The 14,654-nt window shown below is 64.4% G+C and carries 15 protein-coding genes; 9 read left to right on the top strand and 6 right to left on the bottom strand.

Going from position 1 to position 14,654, the window contains the following annotated elements; all coding sequences use genetic code 11:
* Position 1 precedes the first annotated feature (1 nt).
* The 3 genes from WN72_RS02840 to WN72_RS02830 all read left to right on the top strand — a co-directional run bounded on the left by WN72_RS02840 (position 2) and on the right by WN72_RS02830 (position 3,628).
* Positions 2-1,849: a branched-chain amino acid ABC transporter ATP-binding protein/permease gene (locus tag WN72_RS02840; protein ID WP_092218501.1), complete on the top strand. Its 1,848-nt coding sequence runs from the start codon at positions 2-4 to the stop codon at positions 1,847-1,849.
* On the top strand, positions 1,846-2,544 hold the full coding sequence (locus WN72_RS02835; protein ID WP_027563481.1) for an ABC transporter ATP-binding protein: 699 nt from the start codon (positions 1,846-1,848) through the stop codon (positions 2,542-2,544). Before WN72_RS02840 ends, WN72_RS02835 begins: the two co-directional genes overlap by 4 nt.
* A gap of 142 nt (positions 2,545-2,686) precedes the next feature.
* The gene (locus WN72_RS02830; protein ID WP_092218500.1) at positions 2,687-3,628 is read left to right on the top strand and encodes a DUF5996 family protein; all 942 of its coding nucleotides are present in this window, start codon (positions 2,687-2,689) and stop codon (positions 3,626-3,628) included.
* 63 nt (positions 3,629-3,691) lie between these two features.
* Here the strand turns inward: WN72_RS02830 and WN72_RS02825 are convergent, their stop codons facing one another.
* The gene (locus WN72_RS02825; RefSeq protein WP_092218499.1) at positions 3,692-4,117 is read right to left on the bottom strand and encodes an HIT family protein; all 426 of its coding nucleotides are present in this window, start codon (positions 4,115-4,117) and stop codon (positions 3,692-3,694) included.
* Positions 4,118-4,209: 92 nt separating this feature from the next.
* On the opposite strand from WN72_RS02825, the gene prmC reads away from it, so the two are divergent.
* Together prmC and WN72_RS02815 are read left to right on the top strand one after the other, a co-directional pair.
* The gene (prmC, locus tag WN72_RS02820) at positions 4,210-5,100 is read left to right on the top strand and encodes a peptide chain release factor N(5)-glutamine methyltransferase (RefSeq protein ID WP_092218523.1); all 891 of its coding nucleotides are present in this window, start codon (positions 4,210-4,212) and stop codon (positions 5,098-5,100) included.
* A 463-nt stretch (positions 5,101-5,563) separates the two neighbouring features.
* The gene (locus WN72_RS02815; protein ID WP_092218498.1) at positions 5,564-6,343 is read left to right on the top strand and encodes a DUF4167 domain-containing protein; all 780 of its coding nucleotides are present in this window, start codon (positions 5,564-5,566) and stop codon (positions 6,341-6,343) included.
* Between the two features lie 280 nt (positions 6,344-6,623).
* Here the strand turns inward: WN72_RS02815 and WN72_RS02810 are convergent, their stop codons facing one another.
* Positions 6,624-7,370, bottom strand: coding sequence for a methyltransferase domain-containing protein (locus WN72_RS02810; RefSeq protein WP_027563486.1), 747 nt, complete (start codon positions 7,368-7,370; stop codon positions 6,624-6,626).
* Positions 7,371-7,478: 108 nt separating this feature from the next.
* On the opposite strand from WN72_RS02810, the gene gloB reads away from it, so the two are divergent.
* Both gloB and WN72_RS02800 read left to right on the top strand, forming a co-directional pair.
* On the top strand, positions 7,479-8,246 hold the full coding sequence (gene gloB / locus WN72_RS02805; RefSeq protein WP_027563487.1) for a hydroxyacylglutathione hydrolase: 768 nt from the start codon (positions 7,479-7,481) through the stop codon (positions 8,244-8,246).
* 24 nt (positions 8,247-8,270) lie between these two features.
* Entirely contained in the window at positions 8,271-8,693 is a 423-nt protein-coding gene (locus WN72_RS02800; RefSeq protein ID WP_027563488.1) for a cupin domain-containing protein, read from the top strand.
* Positions 8,694-8,745: 52 nt separating this feature from the next.
* Here the strand turns inward: WN72_RS02800 and yddG are convergent, their stop codons facing one another.
* The 3 genes from yddG to WN72_RS02785 form a co-directional block, all read right to left on the bottom strand.
* Complete coding sequence (gene yddG / locus WN72_RS02795) at positions 8,746-9,615, bottom strand: aromatic amino acid exporter YddG (RefSeq protein ID WP_027563489.1); 870 nt, start codon at positions 9,613-9,615, stop codon at positions 8,746-8,748.
* 116 nt (positions 9,616-9,731) lie between these two features.
* Positions 9,732-10,457, bottom strand: a complete 726-nt coding sequence (phbB, locus tag WN72_RS02790) for an acetoacetyl-CoA reductase (protein WP_092218497.1) — start codon at positions 10,455-10,457, stop codon at positions 9,732-9,734.
* A gap of 240 nt (positions 10,458-10,697) precedes the next feature.
* On the bottom strand, positions 10,698-11,876 hold the full coding sequence (locus WN72_RS02785) for an acetyl-CoA C-acetyltransferase (protein ID WP_092218496.1): 1,179 nt from the start codon (positions 11,874-11,876) through the stop codon (positions 10,698-10,700).
* A gap of 315 nt (positions 11,877-12,191) precedes the next feature.
* On the opposite strand from WN72_RS02785, the gene phaR reads away from it, so the two are divergent.
* Together phaR and WN72_RS02775 are read left to right on the top strand one after the other, a co-directional pair.
* Entirely contained in the window at positions 12,192-12,782 is a 591-nt protein-coding gene (phaR, locus tag WN72_RS02780) for a polyhydroxyalkanoate synthesis repressor PhaR (RefSeq protein ID WP_027563492.1), read from the top strand.
* Between the two features lie 108 nt (positions 12,783-12,890).
* Entirely contained in the window at positions 12,891-13,508 is a 618-nt protein-coding gene (locus WN72_RS02775) for a class I SAM-dependent methyltransferase (RefSeq protein ID WP_092218495.1), read from the top strand.
* A gap of 151 nt (positions 13,509-13,659) precedes the next feature.
* Here WN72_RS02775 and WN72_RS02770 read toward each other — a convergent pair whose 3' ends face one another.
* Positions 13,660-14,547 carry a branched-chain amino acid aminotransferase gene (locus WN72_RS02770; RefSeq protein ID WP_092218494.1) on the bottom strand — a complete coding sequence of 296 codons (888 nt, stop codon included), beginning with the start codon at positions 14,545-14,547 and terminating at the stop codon, positions 13,660-13,662.
* Positions 14,548-14,654 lie beyond the last annotated feature (107 nt).

Genomic DNA, 14,654 nt, shown 5'->3' with positions numbered 1-14,654 from the left:
GATGCTCAAGCAACGCCCGTTCCTGATCGAGACCCTGACCGCGATCGGGTTGATCGCAGCGCCCTTCGTGCTGCCTCATCTCGGCTTCGCCCCCAACACCGTGAACCGGATCCTGGTCTGGGGCCTGTTCGGCCTCGGCTTCGACATCCTGTTCGGCTTCACCGGCTTGCTCTCGTTCGGCCAGTCCGCCTTCTACGGCACCGGCGGCTTCGTCGCGGCGTACCTATTGACCCGCGCCGGCTTCGGCAACGTGCTGGGCGCGCTGATCATCGGCATGATCGCGGCGGCAGCGACCGGCTATCTGATCGGCCTGATCGCGCTGCGGCGGACCGGCATCTACTTCGCGATGATCACCGTGGCGATCGCGGAAGTATTCTTCTTCGTCGAGTTCAATCCGCTGTCGGATTTCACCGGCGGCGAGAACGGCCTGCCGGGCGTGCCGACGCCGAGCTTCAATCTCGGCTTCACCACCGTGCACTTCACCAATGGCTGGTCGCTCTATCAGTTCATCGCGCTGTGCTATTTCGTCGGCGTCATCATCGCGCTCCGGATCGTGCGCTCGCCGGTCGGGGCGATTCTGAGCGCGATCCGCGACAATCCGCTGCGCGCCACCGCCGTCGGCCACAACATCCACGGCTACAAGCTGACTGCCTTCGTGATCGCAGCCGCTTATGCCGGCTTCGCCGGTGGCCTGCTCGGCGTGCTCCAGGCCTTCATGCCGCCCGATGCTTTCACGTTCGACACTTCCGGCCAGCTCGTGATGCAAACTGCGATCGGCGGCCGCGGCACGCTGTTCGGACCGCTGGTCGGCGCAACCGTCTGGCTGTTCCTTCAGGATTTCCTTCAATCCGCGCTCGGCCTGGGGGCCGCGTGGAAGCTGGTGCTGGGCGTCGTGTTCGTGCTGCTGGTCTGCTTCCTGCGCGGCGGCATCATCGGCGGGCTGGCCGATCTCTATCGCCTCGTCTCGGGCAAGCGTCGGCGGTCGGACACGGAGATGGAGCAGGACGCCGCTGACGCCGCGATTCCCCAGCACCTCGCGCCGGCGCCGATGTTGGCCAAAGAGGTTGCGCACCCCGCTTATTCCGGACCTATCCTGAAGGCGACCGGCCTCACCAAGCGCTATGGCGGCCTCGTCGCCAACAGCGACATCGATTTCAGCGTCAATCAGGGCGAGCTGCGTGGCATCATCGGGCCCAACGGCGCGGGCAAATCGACCTTCTTCAAAATGCTGACCTGTGAGGTCGCGCCGACCTCCGGCCAGATCGTGTTCGAGGGACGCGACATCACGGGATTGAAAGTCACCGAGGTGTGCCAGCTCGGGCTGACCAAGAGCTACCAGGTCAACCAGCTTTTCACCGGCCTCACGGTGCGGCAGAACCTGACCATCGCCGCCCTCGCCGAGCTGCGCGGAAAATTCCGGCTCGACCTGTTCAAGAAGCTCTCGAGCGTGAAGGGCCTGACCGAGCAGGTGGAGCACACGCTGGCGCTGGTCAACCTCACCCGCCGCGCCGACACGCCGGTGTCCGAGCTTGCCTATGGCGAGAAACGCAGGCTGGAGATCGGGCTTGCGCTCGCGACCTCGCCGCGCCTGCTGCTGCTCGACGAGCCGCTCGCCGGCATGAGCCCGCGCGAGCGCGTCGAGACCGTCAAGCTGCTCAAGTCGATCGCACGCGGCCGCACCATGATCATCATCGACCACGACATGGATTCGCTGTTCGAGCTGGTCGAACGTGTGACGGTGCTCCAGGAGGGCAAGGTGCTGATCTCGGGGACGCCCGAGGAAATCAAGACCAACGCCGCGGTGCAGGAGGCCTATCTCGGCGGCGTGCATGGGGAGATCGCCGCATGAGCCTGATCGAGGTCAACGGCCTGAACAGCTATTACGGCGATTCCCATATCCTGTTCGACGTCGCCATGCATGTCGAGCGTCACGAGGTGGTGGCGCTGCTCGGCCGCAACGGCGCCGGCAAGAGCACGACGCTGAAGAGTCTGATGGGCGTGGTGACGCCGCGCAGCGGCAGCATCAAGTTCGACGGCATCGACGTTGCCGGTCGGCGGAGCCACAAGATCGCGCAGGCGGGCATGCAGCTCGTGCACGAGGAGCGCCGCATCTTTGGCAGCCTGTCAGTGGAGGAGAACATCGTCCTCGCCGGCATCACTGCGCCGAAGCGTTGGCCGCTCGGGCGCATCTACGAGATGTTTCCGCGGCTGAAGGAGCGGCGCAGCAACCGCGGCACCGAGCTCTCCGGCGGCGAGCAGCAGATGCTGGCGATCGCACGGGCACTCGTGCGCGATCCCAAGATCGTGCTGCTGGACGAGCCGTTCGAGGGGCTTGCGCCGGTGATCGTCCACGATCTCGTCAAGGCCTGCCGCGAGCTCGCGGCCGCCGGCCAGACCATCGTGCTGGTCGAACAGAATCTGGCGGCAACGCTGGCGCTGGCGACGCGGATCTACATCATCAATAACGGCCACATCGTGCACGAAGGTCCGGCGCAGGAACTCAAGGCCCAGCCGGAACTGCTGCAACGCTATCTTGGCGTCTAGGGCGTCTACCCATAAACTCGGGGTGTCTGCTTTCGAGGAGCGAGCGGACACGCGGCCCCACCCCGGAATGTCGACTGGTGCCCAAGGCGGACACCGGGTCGCCCGTAGAGGTGAGGTCTTGCCCAAGTCGGGAGAAGACACCATGAGCACGATCTGGCCGGAGATCCCCTTCGAGGCATGGCGCGAAAGCTGTTCTGCGCTTCATTTGTATTGCCAGGTTGTCGGCAAGTATCGGCTCGCGAGAACGCCGTGGGTCAACCATTCCTGGCACGCGACTTTCTACGTGAATGCACGCGGGCTCACGACTTCACTGGTTCCGGACGGATCTGGCATCGAGATCGTCTTCGATCTCTGCCGTCATGTCCTGATCGGAGAGGCGGCCGACGGCTGCAGGGCTGAAATGCCGCTCGGGCGAATGTCCGTCGCCGAATTTCACACCCGGTTCTGCGAACTGATAGGACATCTCGGCGGAATACCGGAATTCGACGGTCGGCCCAGCGAGGTCCCGAATCCGATCCCGTTCCGGGATGACCGCCAAATCAGGCCCTACGATGCGGACGCCGTGACGCGGTTCTTTCGAGCCCTCGTGGCGATCAACGGAGTCTTTCATCGGTTTCGGACAGGATTCACGGGGAAGGTCAGTCCGGTCCATCTCTTCTGGGGCAGCTTCGATCTCGCGGTGACGCGCTTCTCCGGTCGTCCCGCCCCGCTTCATCCGGGCGGCGTTCCGGGTTTGCCTGATGTCGTGACCCGCGAGGCCTATAGCGATGAGGTCTCCTCCGCCGGCTTCTGGCCGGGCGGAGGTGGTGCGGAGTTCGCGGCCTTCTATTCCTATGCCTATCCCACCCCGAACGGCTTCGCTGACGGACAGGTCATGCCGGAAGGCGCATACTTCGATAACAAGCTCGGCGAATATCTCCTGCCCTACGACCTCGTGCGAAAATCCAGCGAGCCTGAGGAGACGCTTATGGCGTTTCTGCAGAGCACCTATCGGGCGGCGGCTGATACTGGAAGCTGGGATCGTGCCGCGCTCGAATGTCCGATTGGCTCCCCCCTTCGACCCCGCCCGCTGAACAAACGATGATGAAGGTCGAGGAAAGTTCGCTGGTAGGTTGGTGGAGCGAAGCTGATCACGTCAGACGCCAAATCAGCCAGCAAGCGCCGCGATCATCCGCTTGGTATGCTCGGCGAGCACGGCCATGTCCTCCTTGCGCGTCTGCGCCGGCAGCAGCTCGATGCCGGCCCGGACCGGCATGACATGCATGTGCAGGTGAAGCACCACCTGCCCGCTGGCGGGCTCGCTGAACTGCTGGAGGATGATCCCTTCCGCGTCGAAGGCCTTCATCGCCGCGATCGCGATCCGCTTGGCGGTGCGGGCAACCGCGGCGAGATCGTCATCGGCGATGTCGAGAATGCCGCGCGCTGGAGCCCTCGGGATCACCAGCGTGTGCCCCGGTGAGCGCGGCATGATGTCGAGGAAGGCGAAGCTGCGGTCGTCCCTGAACACCTCGAAGCAGGGAATTTCGCCGCGCAGGATCTTTGCGAAGACGTTCTGATCGTCATAGGCCGTCATGGATGCCTCCCTTCGCCACGCGGCGCGATCAAACGCGCTCCTTTCCGTTGACGCAAGCAAGTCCGCCGATCTATCCACGATGCCAAGGCAGGATGGTTCCATTGGCGACAGATTCCAGACACAGCATCGAGAGCGCGCGACGCGCGCTTGCGGCACGGCTGCAAGCGGCGGGCATCGAGGAGCCCGGCCTCGATGCACGCCTGCTCGTCGGCGCGGCCGTGGAGCTCGATCTCACCGCCATGGTGACGCAGGCGGCGCGACGACTGACACCTGACGAGGCTGCGCGGCTGGAAGGCTATGCGCAGCGCAGGCTCGCGCATGAGCCGGTCGCCCGCATTTTGGGAGCACGGGAATTCTGGGGCTTGCCGTTCCGGCTGTCCGAGGCAACGCTGGTGCCGCGGCCGGACACTGAAACCGTGGTCGAGCTGGCGCTCGAGATTTTTCGCGAGTTCAGGGTTTCGGGGCGGCGCCCGCGAATCGCCGATATCGGCACCGGATCCGGCGCCATCCTGCTCGCTTTGCTGCACGAGATTCCCGAGGCGTTCGGCGTCGGCACCGATGTCAGCCTGACCGCGCTCAACACCGCACGCGATAATGCGGCCACACTCGGCCTGTCCGGCCGCGCCGCCTTCGTCGCCTGCTCTTATGCGGCGGCGCTTCAAGGCCCGTTCGACCTCATCGTGTCGAACCCGCCCTATATTCCCTCAGCTGAAATTCCGAAATTGAACATCGAGGTGCGCGAGCACGATCCGCATCTGGCGCTCGATGGCGGCAATGACGGCTATGATGCCTACCGCATCCTGATCCCGCAGGCGGCCGAGCTTCTCGCCGCAGGCGGGGCGCTGATCGTCGAGGCCGGCCAGGGCCAGGCCCGGAATATTGAAACCTTGATGGGGGCTGCCGCGTTATCGGTGGACAGGCCAGCCAAGGCCGACCTTGGAGGCATTCTCCGAGCCGTATCGGCCCGAAAAATGCCCCCATAAAAGCCCGATTGGCCTGTAAAAAGCTCTTGGAATATCCCTTCGGAACGACTACGTTCCGCTCAACACATCGGTGCCGGCCCCGTACACCTACGGGCGAAAGCCGGGGCTCTCGGGCGAGAGCGTTACTGATTATAGGTTCCAAGCCGCAGGTCCTGTTGAGCGCGATGGCCAGTGGAGCTGCGCTGCTCTCCGACCGCAACGTGAACGAAAGCCAGATATTGCGCTTGAAGACTTACGCAACAAAGCTGGGCTTGTTTCGGCAGGCGATATGAATGGGTTCGCTGGCGATGGATGCTGGCGAGTGGGGAACGCGTCTTTGTTGAACGCGACGGTCGACGAACATCGGCAGGGTTCGATCCGCTCTTGCGCGCGGTGCGCGCGAGACATGTGAACCGCTGTCAGCAAGTCACTCCTAGCAATCAGTAATGCGTGCAACCTTTAGGGCTGGAATTAAAGGCAGGACATGAGAAACGGTCAGAACAAGCAGCGGATGCGCAACCGCAACAACAATAACAACAACAACAACCGGCGCGGCCAGAACCCGATGACCCGGGTCTACGAGTCCAACGGACCCGACATCAAGATCCGCGGCACGGCCTCGCACATCGCCGAGAAATATCTCCAGCTCGCGCGCGACGCGCGGTCCTCCGGCGACCCCGTTGCAGCCGAGAACTACTACCAGCATGCCGAGCATTATTTCCGCCTGATCGCGGCGGCCCAGGAACAGTTCCGCCAGAACCAGCAGCAGCCGCGCGGCGACGAGCCGATCAGCACCAGCGACGATAGCGAGGACGACGGCGAGAATTTCTCGAATTTCGGCCAGGAGCCGGGCTTCGTCCCGCAGCCGCAACAGCAGCAGCCTTACATGCGCGAGGGCCAGCGCGATCATCACCAGCGTGATCACCAGAGCCGCGACGGCCAGCAGCCCTATCAGCGCGACAACCAGCAGCCGCGCGAGCACCGCGAACGCGACCATCGTCCGCAGCCGCAATATCAACCGCAGCCGCAACCTGCGAACCAGCCGCAGCCCGTCATCGCCGATGCCGGCAGCGTCGACCGCCTGCCCTCCTTCATCACCGGCGCACAGCCGCAAGCGAATGTCGGCGCCAATGCCGGCCAGGGCGGCTTTGAGGGCGGCGGTGGCGAACGCTATCCGCGCCGCCGGCGCCGGCCGCACGGCCCGCGCCCCGAGCGCGAGGCAGCGCCCGCCGGTTCGAGCGACGATCTCGCGCCCGGCGAGTAAGCCTTTTCTGATTTTCTGATCTGCAATCGTCCCGGCCTCGCGCCGGGACGTTTGTTTGAGAACAGTCGGTGGCGGTGTTGCACCTCTCCCGCTTGCGGGAGAGGCGTAGGCCGCCTCCGGCGGCCGTTCTCAGAAACGCCGAGGCAGAGCCTCGGCTATGGCAAAGCGCCGGGTGAGGGCTCTCTCCTCTCGGGGAATCTCTCTGCGGAGGCACCCTCTCCCCAGCCCTCTCCCGCAAGCGGGAGAGGGAGCGCACCGTGGTCCCGGCGACGCTTGTGCCTTAGCTCCGCGTGACCGTGGTCGAGGACGGCACCAGCACCGGCTTGGTCAGTGCGGGAATGAGGCGCGCGCGTTCGTGCTTGGCGGGGATCGCGCGGTAGACCTGCTTGGTGGCCTCGACGATGTGCACCCCGGCAAAGGGCAGCGACAGCGCCGCGCCGGCACGCTCCCACATCTGCGCCGATTTCAGCACCCAGCCGCCGGCATAGGGCGGCATGAACAGCGCCTCGCCCCAGGCGGTCGGCGTGAACCAGGTCTGGCGCAGCAGCTCGGTGATCTGCGAGCGCGAATAGGGCCGGCCGTGGCCGAACGGCGTGTTGTCGGTGCGGGTCCACACTCCCCGCCGGTTCGGGATCACCGCGATGACGCGCCCCGAAGGCGACAGCACCCGCCACACCTCGCGCAGCAGCGCAGCCGGATCGTCCGACATCTCCAGCGCGTGGATCAGCAGGATGCGGTCGACCGCGGCGTCGGGAAGCGGCAGCGTGAATTCATCCACCAGCGAGGCCAGCGCCGGCCGTCCCGTCGGCCATTTCAGCACGCCCTGGGCCGCCGGCATGAAGGCGATGCAGCGCTCGGCATCCTCGCGAAACAACCCGAGATAGGGCGTCGGATAGCCGATGCCAAGCACGCGCTGGCCGTCGGCATTCGGCCAGCGCTCCCTGATGCCGCGATTGATCATTTGCCGCGCCACGATCCCGAGGCGGCGGGAATAGAACTCGCGAAGATCGACGACATCGATGCTCATGACGGCAATGTAACATGCACGAGGGCACTGCTGCGCGCGGAATATTGCATTGCCTGCGCAACGTTAACGCCATATTTGTCTGGCGGGGCTGAGCGCGATGGAGATGTCATGGCCGCCGAAATTCGTACTTTCAACTGTTTAAACGACAATTTCGGTTATTTGATCCACGATGTGGAAACCAAGGCAACCGCGTCGATCGATGCGCCGGAGGCCGGTCCCATCCTTGCGGCGCTGGAGCGCGAGGGCTGGCAGCTCACCGACATCCTGATCACCCATCATCATGGCGATCATGTCGGCGGCGTCGCCGAACTCAAGCAGAAATACAATTGCCGCGTCGTCGCGCCGCACGACAAGACGACGAAGATTGCGAACGTCGATCTGCGCGTTGCCAATGCCGACGTGGTCAAGGTCGGTAATCTGCTCGCGCGCGTCGTCGAGACGCCGGGCCACACGCTCGACCACATCTCCTACGTGTTCGACAATGAGAAGACGGTGTTCGCCGCCGACACGCTGTTCTCGATCGGCTGCGGCCGCGTGTTCGAGGGCACCTATCCGATGATGTGGGACTCGCTGTTGAAGCTCCGCGCCCTGCCCGACGACTTCAAGCTCTATTGCGGCCACGAATACACGGCGTCCAACGTCAAATTCGCACTCACCGTCGAGCCTGATAACGCGGCGCTCCAGGCGCGCGCGGCGGAGGTAGCGAAGCTGCGGGCCGAGAACAAGCCGACGATTCCCTCACTGCTTGGTGACGAGAAGCGAGCAAACGTGTTCCTGCGGGCTGATGCGCCCGAGGTCGCAGCCAAGCTACACATGAAGGGCGCGGATGCCGCCGCGGTGTTCGGCGAGCTGCGCGAGCGCAAAAACAAGTCCTGAACAAACAAGTCCTGACGGGGATCGATGCCGACCGCAGCCGAGATCATCGCACGCCTCGAACTCCGCCCGCACCCCGAGGGCGGGCACTATCGCGAGACCTTTCGCGACCAGAGCACGGATGCCAACGGCCGTTCGCGCTCGACGCTCATCTATTTCCTGCTCGCGCGCGGCGAACGCTCGCACTGGCACCGCATCGATGCGGTCGAGACCTGGCATTACTACGCCGGCGGCCCCTTGATGCTGCGCATCGCCCATGACGGCTGTTCCCAGCACGAGGTACGGCTCGGCACCGACCTGCTCGGCGGCGAGCGTCCGCAGGCGATCGTGCCGGCGAATGCCTGGCAGATGGCGGAGACCACGGGCGAGTGGACGCTGGTCGGCTGCACTGTTGCGCCCGCATTCGAGTTCGCCAAGTTCGAGCTGGCGCCGAAGGGCTGGGAGCCGTAGCTCGACGCTGTCGTTCCGAGGCGGCGCGCAAGCGGCGAACTCGAAATGACAATCACCTTTTCCGCAGCACCATGTCCTTCGCAGCGATCAACCCGCCGCCGGCGATCAGGATCGCAGCGATGGCGATGTTGGCGCTGGCCTTTGCAAACCCGGCGGCGATGAGGAAGCCGGTCGAGAGCAGCGGCGTCGCGTAGGAGGCGGCGCCGAGCACGCGGATGTCGCCGCGCTTCATGCCGATGTCCCAGGCGTAGAAGGCGGCGCCGACGGGGCCGATGCCGAGCCCGATCACGGCGAGCCATTGCAGCGCGGTCTCCGGCCACACCGTGGTTTCCAGCACACCATGCATCAGCGCGGCGAGCCCGGATGTGGCGAGGCAGAAGCCGGCGACCGCATCGGTCGGCACCGCCTTGAGCCGGCGCGACAGCACCGAATAGGTCGCCCAGACGAAGGCGGCGATGAAGGCCGCAATCAATCCCGGCACCGCCCCCGGCGCAAAACCGCTGGTGTTGCCGGCGAACAGCAGCACGGTGCCGACGAGGCCGAGCACGGCGCCGATGATGTGGTGTAAGGCGAGCCGCTCGCCGGGCAGGAAGGACGAGAACAGCACGATCAAGAGCGGCCACATGTAGTTCAGAAGGCCAGCTTCTGCGGGCGGCGCAAAGCGCAGCGCGAGGAAATACAGCGCGTGATAGCCGAACAGGCCGCCAACGCCGACAACCCACACGACCAGCGGCTGGCGCAGGCTTTTTGCGGCATCGCCGCGGCCGATCCAGGTCAAGAGACCGACGAGACCGCCGATCGCAAAGGTCATCGCGGCGAGCTGGAACGCCGGGATCTTTCCGGTCGCGACCGTCATCACGGACAGCAGCGACCACATCAGGATCGCGGTCAGTCCGATCAGTGTGGCTGTGCGGGGGCTCATCGATCAAAAGGCTCTGAGGACGTTTATGCCCGGCACGAGGCCGGGCATTTTCGTCTTCACTATCGCCTTGTCGGGCCCGAAGCTACAGGCTTTTGGATCAAAGGGCTGCGGCCAAATCAGGCCTGATACTGGCCGCCATTGATGGTCATGGTCGATCCCGTGATGAAGCCCGCATCGTCCGCGGCGAGGAACACGACCGCGCGCGCGATCTCCTCGGGCTCGCCGAGCCGGCTGACCGGGATCTGCGGAATCACGTTCTTCTCCAGAACGTCCTTCGGCACCGCCTGCACCATTTCGGTGTTGATATAGCCGGGGCAGATCGCATTCACGGTGATGCCACCCTTGGCGTTCTCCAGCGCCAGCGCCTTGGTGAAGCCGATGTCGCCGGCCTTCGCCGCGGAATAGTTGACCTGACCGAACTGTCCCTTCTGGCCGTTGATCGACGAGATCGAGATGATGCGGCCGAACTTGCGCGAACGCATGCCCTCGATCACCTGGCGCGTCATGTTGAACAGCGAGCCGAGATTGGTGTTGATGACGGCGTTCCACTGCTCGAGCGTCATCTTGTGGAAGGCGGTGTCGCGGGTGATGCCGGCATTGTTGACGAGCACCTCGATCGGCCCGAGATCGGCCTCGACCTTCTTCACGCCTTCGGCGCAAGCGTCGAAGCTGCTGACGTCCCATTTGTAGACGGCAATGCCGGTCTCGGCCTTGAACTTCTCCGCCGCGGCATCGTTGCCGGCGTAGCTCGCCGCGACCTTGTAGCCGGCCGCCTTCAGCGCCTTGCTGATCGCAGCTCCGATGCCCCGTGTACCACCCGTCACCAATGCAACACGTGCCATATCGTATTCCTTCCCTTGGACTCTTCGGACGTTTCTGAGTGATCGTTTTTAACGGTGGATTATGCGGCTGGTTTGACGGACATCAAGAACAAAACGCCCGGCGTTGAGCCGGGCGTTTGTATTTAGTCGAGGCTTGCGCAGTTGCGAAGAATATTTGATTTGCAACCGCTGCCTTTTTAGTCGCGTGCAACGCACTCAATCAGGTGTGCGGCGCACGCGTCAGTTTCACGCCGGCGACGTTCAGTCGCGCGCCAGACACATCGCGATACCCATGCCGCCGCCGATGCACAACGTGGCGAGGCCCTTCTTCGCATCGCGCTTCTGCATCTCGTGCAGCAAGGTCACCAGCACGCGCGCGCCCGAGGCGCCGACGGGATGGCCGATCGCGATCGCGCCGCCGTTGACGTTGACCTTCGAGGTATCCCAGCCGAGGTCCTTATTCACGGCGCAGGCCTGCGCCGCGAAGGCCTCGTTGGCCTCGATCAGGTCGAGATCGCCGACGTTCCAGCCGGCCTTCTTCAGTGCGGCGCGCGAAGCCGGGATCGGGCCCGAGCCCATGATCTTCGGATCGACGCCGGCCTGCGCCCACGACACGATGCGCGCGAGCGGCTTCTTGCCTTCCTTGGCCGCCTGCTTGGCGGTCATCAGCACCACGGCGGCAGCGCCGTCATTGATGCCGGAGGCCGAGCCTGCGGTAACCGTGCCGTCCTTCTCGAAGGCGGGCTTGAGCTTGGCCATCGCATCGATCGTTGCGCCATGACGCGGATATTCGTCGTCGCTGACGACGACGTCGCCCTTGCGGGTCTTGATGGTGACGGGAACGATCTCGTCCTTGAACTTGCCGGCCTTCTGCGCGGCCTCGGCCTTCTGCTGCGAGGCGACGGCGAACTCGTCCTGCTGGGCGCGGGTGATCTGCCACTGCCGCGCGACGTTCTCGGCGGTGTTGCCCATGTGGTAGCCGTTGAAGGCATCCCACAGGCCGTCCTTGATCATGGTGTCGACCAATTCGAGGCCGCCCATCTTGACGCCGCCGCGCAGGTGCTGGGCGTGCGGAGCCATGCTCATGGATTCCTGGCCGCCGGCGACCACGATCTCCGAATCGCCGTTGAGCAGCGCCTGGTAGCCGAGCGCAACGGTGCGCAGGCCGGAGCCGCAAAGCTGGTTCACGCCCCAGGCCGGGCTTTCGACCGGAATGCCGGCTATGATCGAGGCTTGGCGGGCGGGGTTCTGGCCCTGGGCCGCGGTCAGGATCTGGCCCATGATGACTTCCGAGACCCGGCCGGGCTCGATGCCACCACGCTCCAGCGCGGCCTTGATGGCGACGGCGCCGAGGTCATGGGCGGGAAGGGTCGCGAACGCTCCGTTGAAGCTTCCGACCGGGGTGCGGGCGGCGCTGACGATGACGACATCGTCTGACATGGGCATCTCCTGGGGCTTGAGGTTTTCTAAAAAGGGGCAGGCGGGCGGTTGGGAAAAGGCCCGTCAGTCTCGTCAGGCATCCTGTTAACGTCGTTGAGGCATGTCAATCGGCCGACGACCGAATCCATGCCGCAGCGCATTCAAAATAGCGTTCTTGGCGCTTTCGCAAGCATGTTTTTGCTGCCCGATTAACCGTGGCGCACAAAACGGTAGCGTGACCCCTTTGAAAATGCTTATTTTGTTGCGTTGCGTACTCTTCCCGCCCTGCGGCATAGCCGCCGGGTTCCCGTTCTCAGCGTTTGCAAGTGAGAGCCCATGGCGAAATCAGACCAACCCACCACGATCAAGAAATACGCGAACCGCCGGCTCTATAACACCGGAACGAGCACCTACGTGACGCTGGAAGACCTCGCCGCCATGGTCAAGGACGGCGAAGATTTCCTGGTCTACGACGCCAAGACCGGCGACGACATCACCCGCTCCGTGCTGGCCCAGATCATCTTCGAGCAGGAGAACAAGGCCGGCCAGAACCTGTTGCCGACCACCTTCCTGCGCCAGCTGATCCGCTTCTACGGCGACAGCATGCAGATGGTGGTGCCGAAATATCTGGAGCAGTCGATCGCGACGCTGACCCAGGAGCAGGAGAAATTCCGCAAGCAGATCGCCAACACGCTGTCCGGCACGCCGTTCGCGCCGCTGGAGGAGCAGGTCCGCCGCAACATGGAGCTGTTCCAACAGACCTTCTCGATGTTCAAGCCGTTCGCCGCGCCCCGCCCGGCAGCGAGCCCCGAGCCGGAGCCCGATGCGAGCGCCGAGGCGCCCAAGGACAGCAACATCGACGACCTGCGCCAGCAGATGAAGGAAATGCAGGAGCGCCTCGAACAGATGTCGAAGAAGGACGAGTAGCCCTTCGTTCGCGCCGGCGCGTCCGCCTCCGGCGGACGCGCGAATTGCCACTTGATCCCGGCAGCGCCGCTTACGCGCTGCTGTCCCCCGGCCGAGGCCGGAGCCGCCATGTCTGACCGCACCACGCACTGGCAGAGCGTCTACGCCACCAAGGGCGAGACCGAGGTCAGCTGGTTTCAGGCCAGCCCAACGATCTCCCTCGAAATGATTCGCGCGGCCGCTCCGGACCATGACGCGGCCATCATCGATATCGGCGGCGGGGCCTCGCGGCTGGTCGATGCGCTGCTGCGGGACGGATATCGCGATCTCGCTGTGCTGGATCTTTCCGCCGACGCGCTTGATGCGACCAAGAAGCGGATCGGCGCCGCCGCTTCAACGGTCGACTGGATCGTCGCCGATGCCACGACGTGGCGGCCAATGAAGACCTACGATGTCTGGCACGATCGCGCGGCGTTTCACTTCCTGACCGACCCGCACGACAGGGCTGCTTATGTCGAGCGTCTGCGGACGGCGGTCAAACCAGAAGGGCATGTCATCATCGCGACGTTTGCGCCTGATGGTCCGGAGAAATGCAGCGGCCTGCCGGTGCAGCGGCACGACAGCGCGAGCCTTGCCGCAGAGCTCGGGCCGGAATTCGCGCTGGTCGAGACGCGCCGCGAGACGCATCACACGCCGTGGGATTCGACGCAGGCGTTTCAGTTCAGCCGGTTTAAACGGCGCGGCTAAGAAGTAGCCGTCATGCCCCGCGAAGGCGGGACATCCAGTACGCCGCGGCCTATCGAGGAATCACAGCAGCCTCTGGGATACTGGATCGCCCGATCAAGTCGGGCGATGACAGTGGAGTATTTGGCGAGAGAGTGCGCGCAATGACCGCGGCCTATGCCGCCAGCTTCACCGCATGCGCAAAGTCCCAATAGAGTTTTCGCGCCTTGGTATACAGCGGGCCCGGCTTCAGCTCGCGCTCGTCAATGCGGATCACCGGTGCGACCTTGGCGAAATTGCCGGTGGAGAAGATCTCGTCGGCGGCGAGGAAGTCGGCATAGCGCAGCGTCTTCTCCACCACGGTGATGCCGTCGCCGCGGAGCAGGCTGATGACGCGCTGGCGCGTGATGCCGTTGAGGAAGGTGCCGTTCGGCACCGGCGTGAACACCACGCCGTCTTTGGCCATGAACACGTTGGAATTGCCGAACTCCGCGACGTTGCCGAGCATGTCGAGCATCAGTGCGTTCTGGAAGCCGCGCGCGGCGGCCTCTGCGAGCGCGCGCGAATTGTTCGGATAGAGACAGGCGGCCTTGGCTTCGACCGGCGCACATTCGGCGGTGGGCCTGCGGAACGGCGACAGCGTGATGGCGTTGCCGGCAGGCTTCGGCATCGGCGCTTCGTAGATGCACAGGCACCAATTGGTGGTCTCGGGGTCGAACAGCACGCCGCCGCCCGAGCCGTTCTGCGCCCAGTACATCGGACGCACATAGAGCTCGGCATTCGGTGCAAAGCGCGCGATGCCCTCGTTCGCGAGCGTGAGCCAGGTTCCGGCATCGACCACCGGCTTCAGGCCAAAGTTGATCGCGGATTGATTGGCGCGGGCGACGTGGCGGTCGAGATCGGGCGCGACGCCCTCGAAAGCGCGCGCGCCGTCGAACACGACCGAGCCGAGCCAGGCCGCATGCGTGCGCGGGCCCATGATCGGCACATTGCCGTCGTGCCATTTGCCCTCGAAGAAGGTCCAGCTCGGCGAATATTCGATCGGCTTCTTGATCTCGGCCATGACCGGCCTCCCCTGGAAATGTTCCGGCACTATTGTCCCAATTTCTAAACGATTTGCTGCGGGATTTGGATACCCTCCAGGGGAGGGTAAGACTGAGCAAATCCGCT

Origin of the sequence: Bradyrhizobium arachidis (assembly GCF_015291705.1) — a bacterium.
GTDB lineage: Bacteria > Pseudomonadota > Alphaproteobacteria > Rhizobiales > Xanthobacteraceae > Bradyrhizobium > Bradyrhizobium arachidis.
This window is presented reverse-complemented; position numbering and strand designations above follow the sequence as displayed.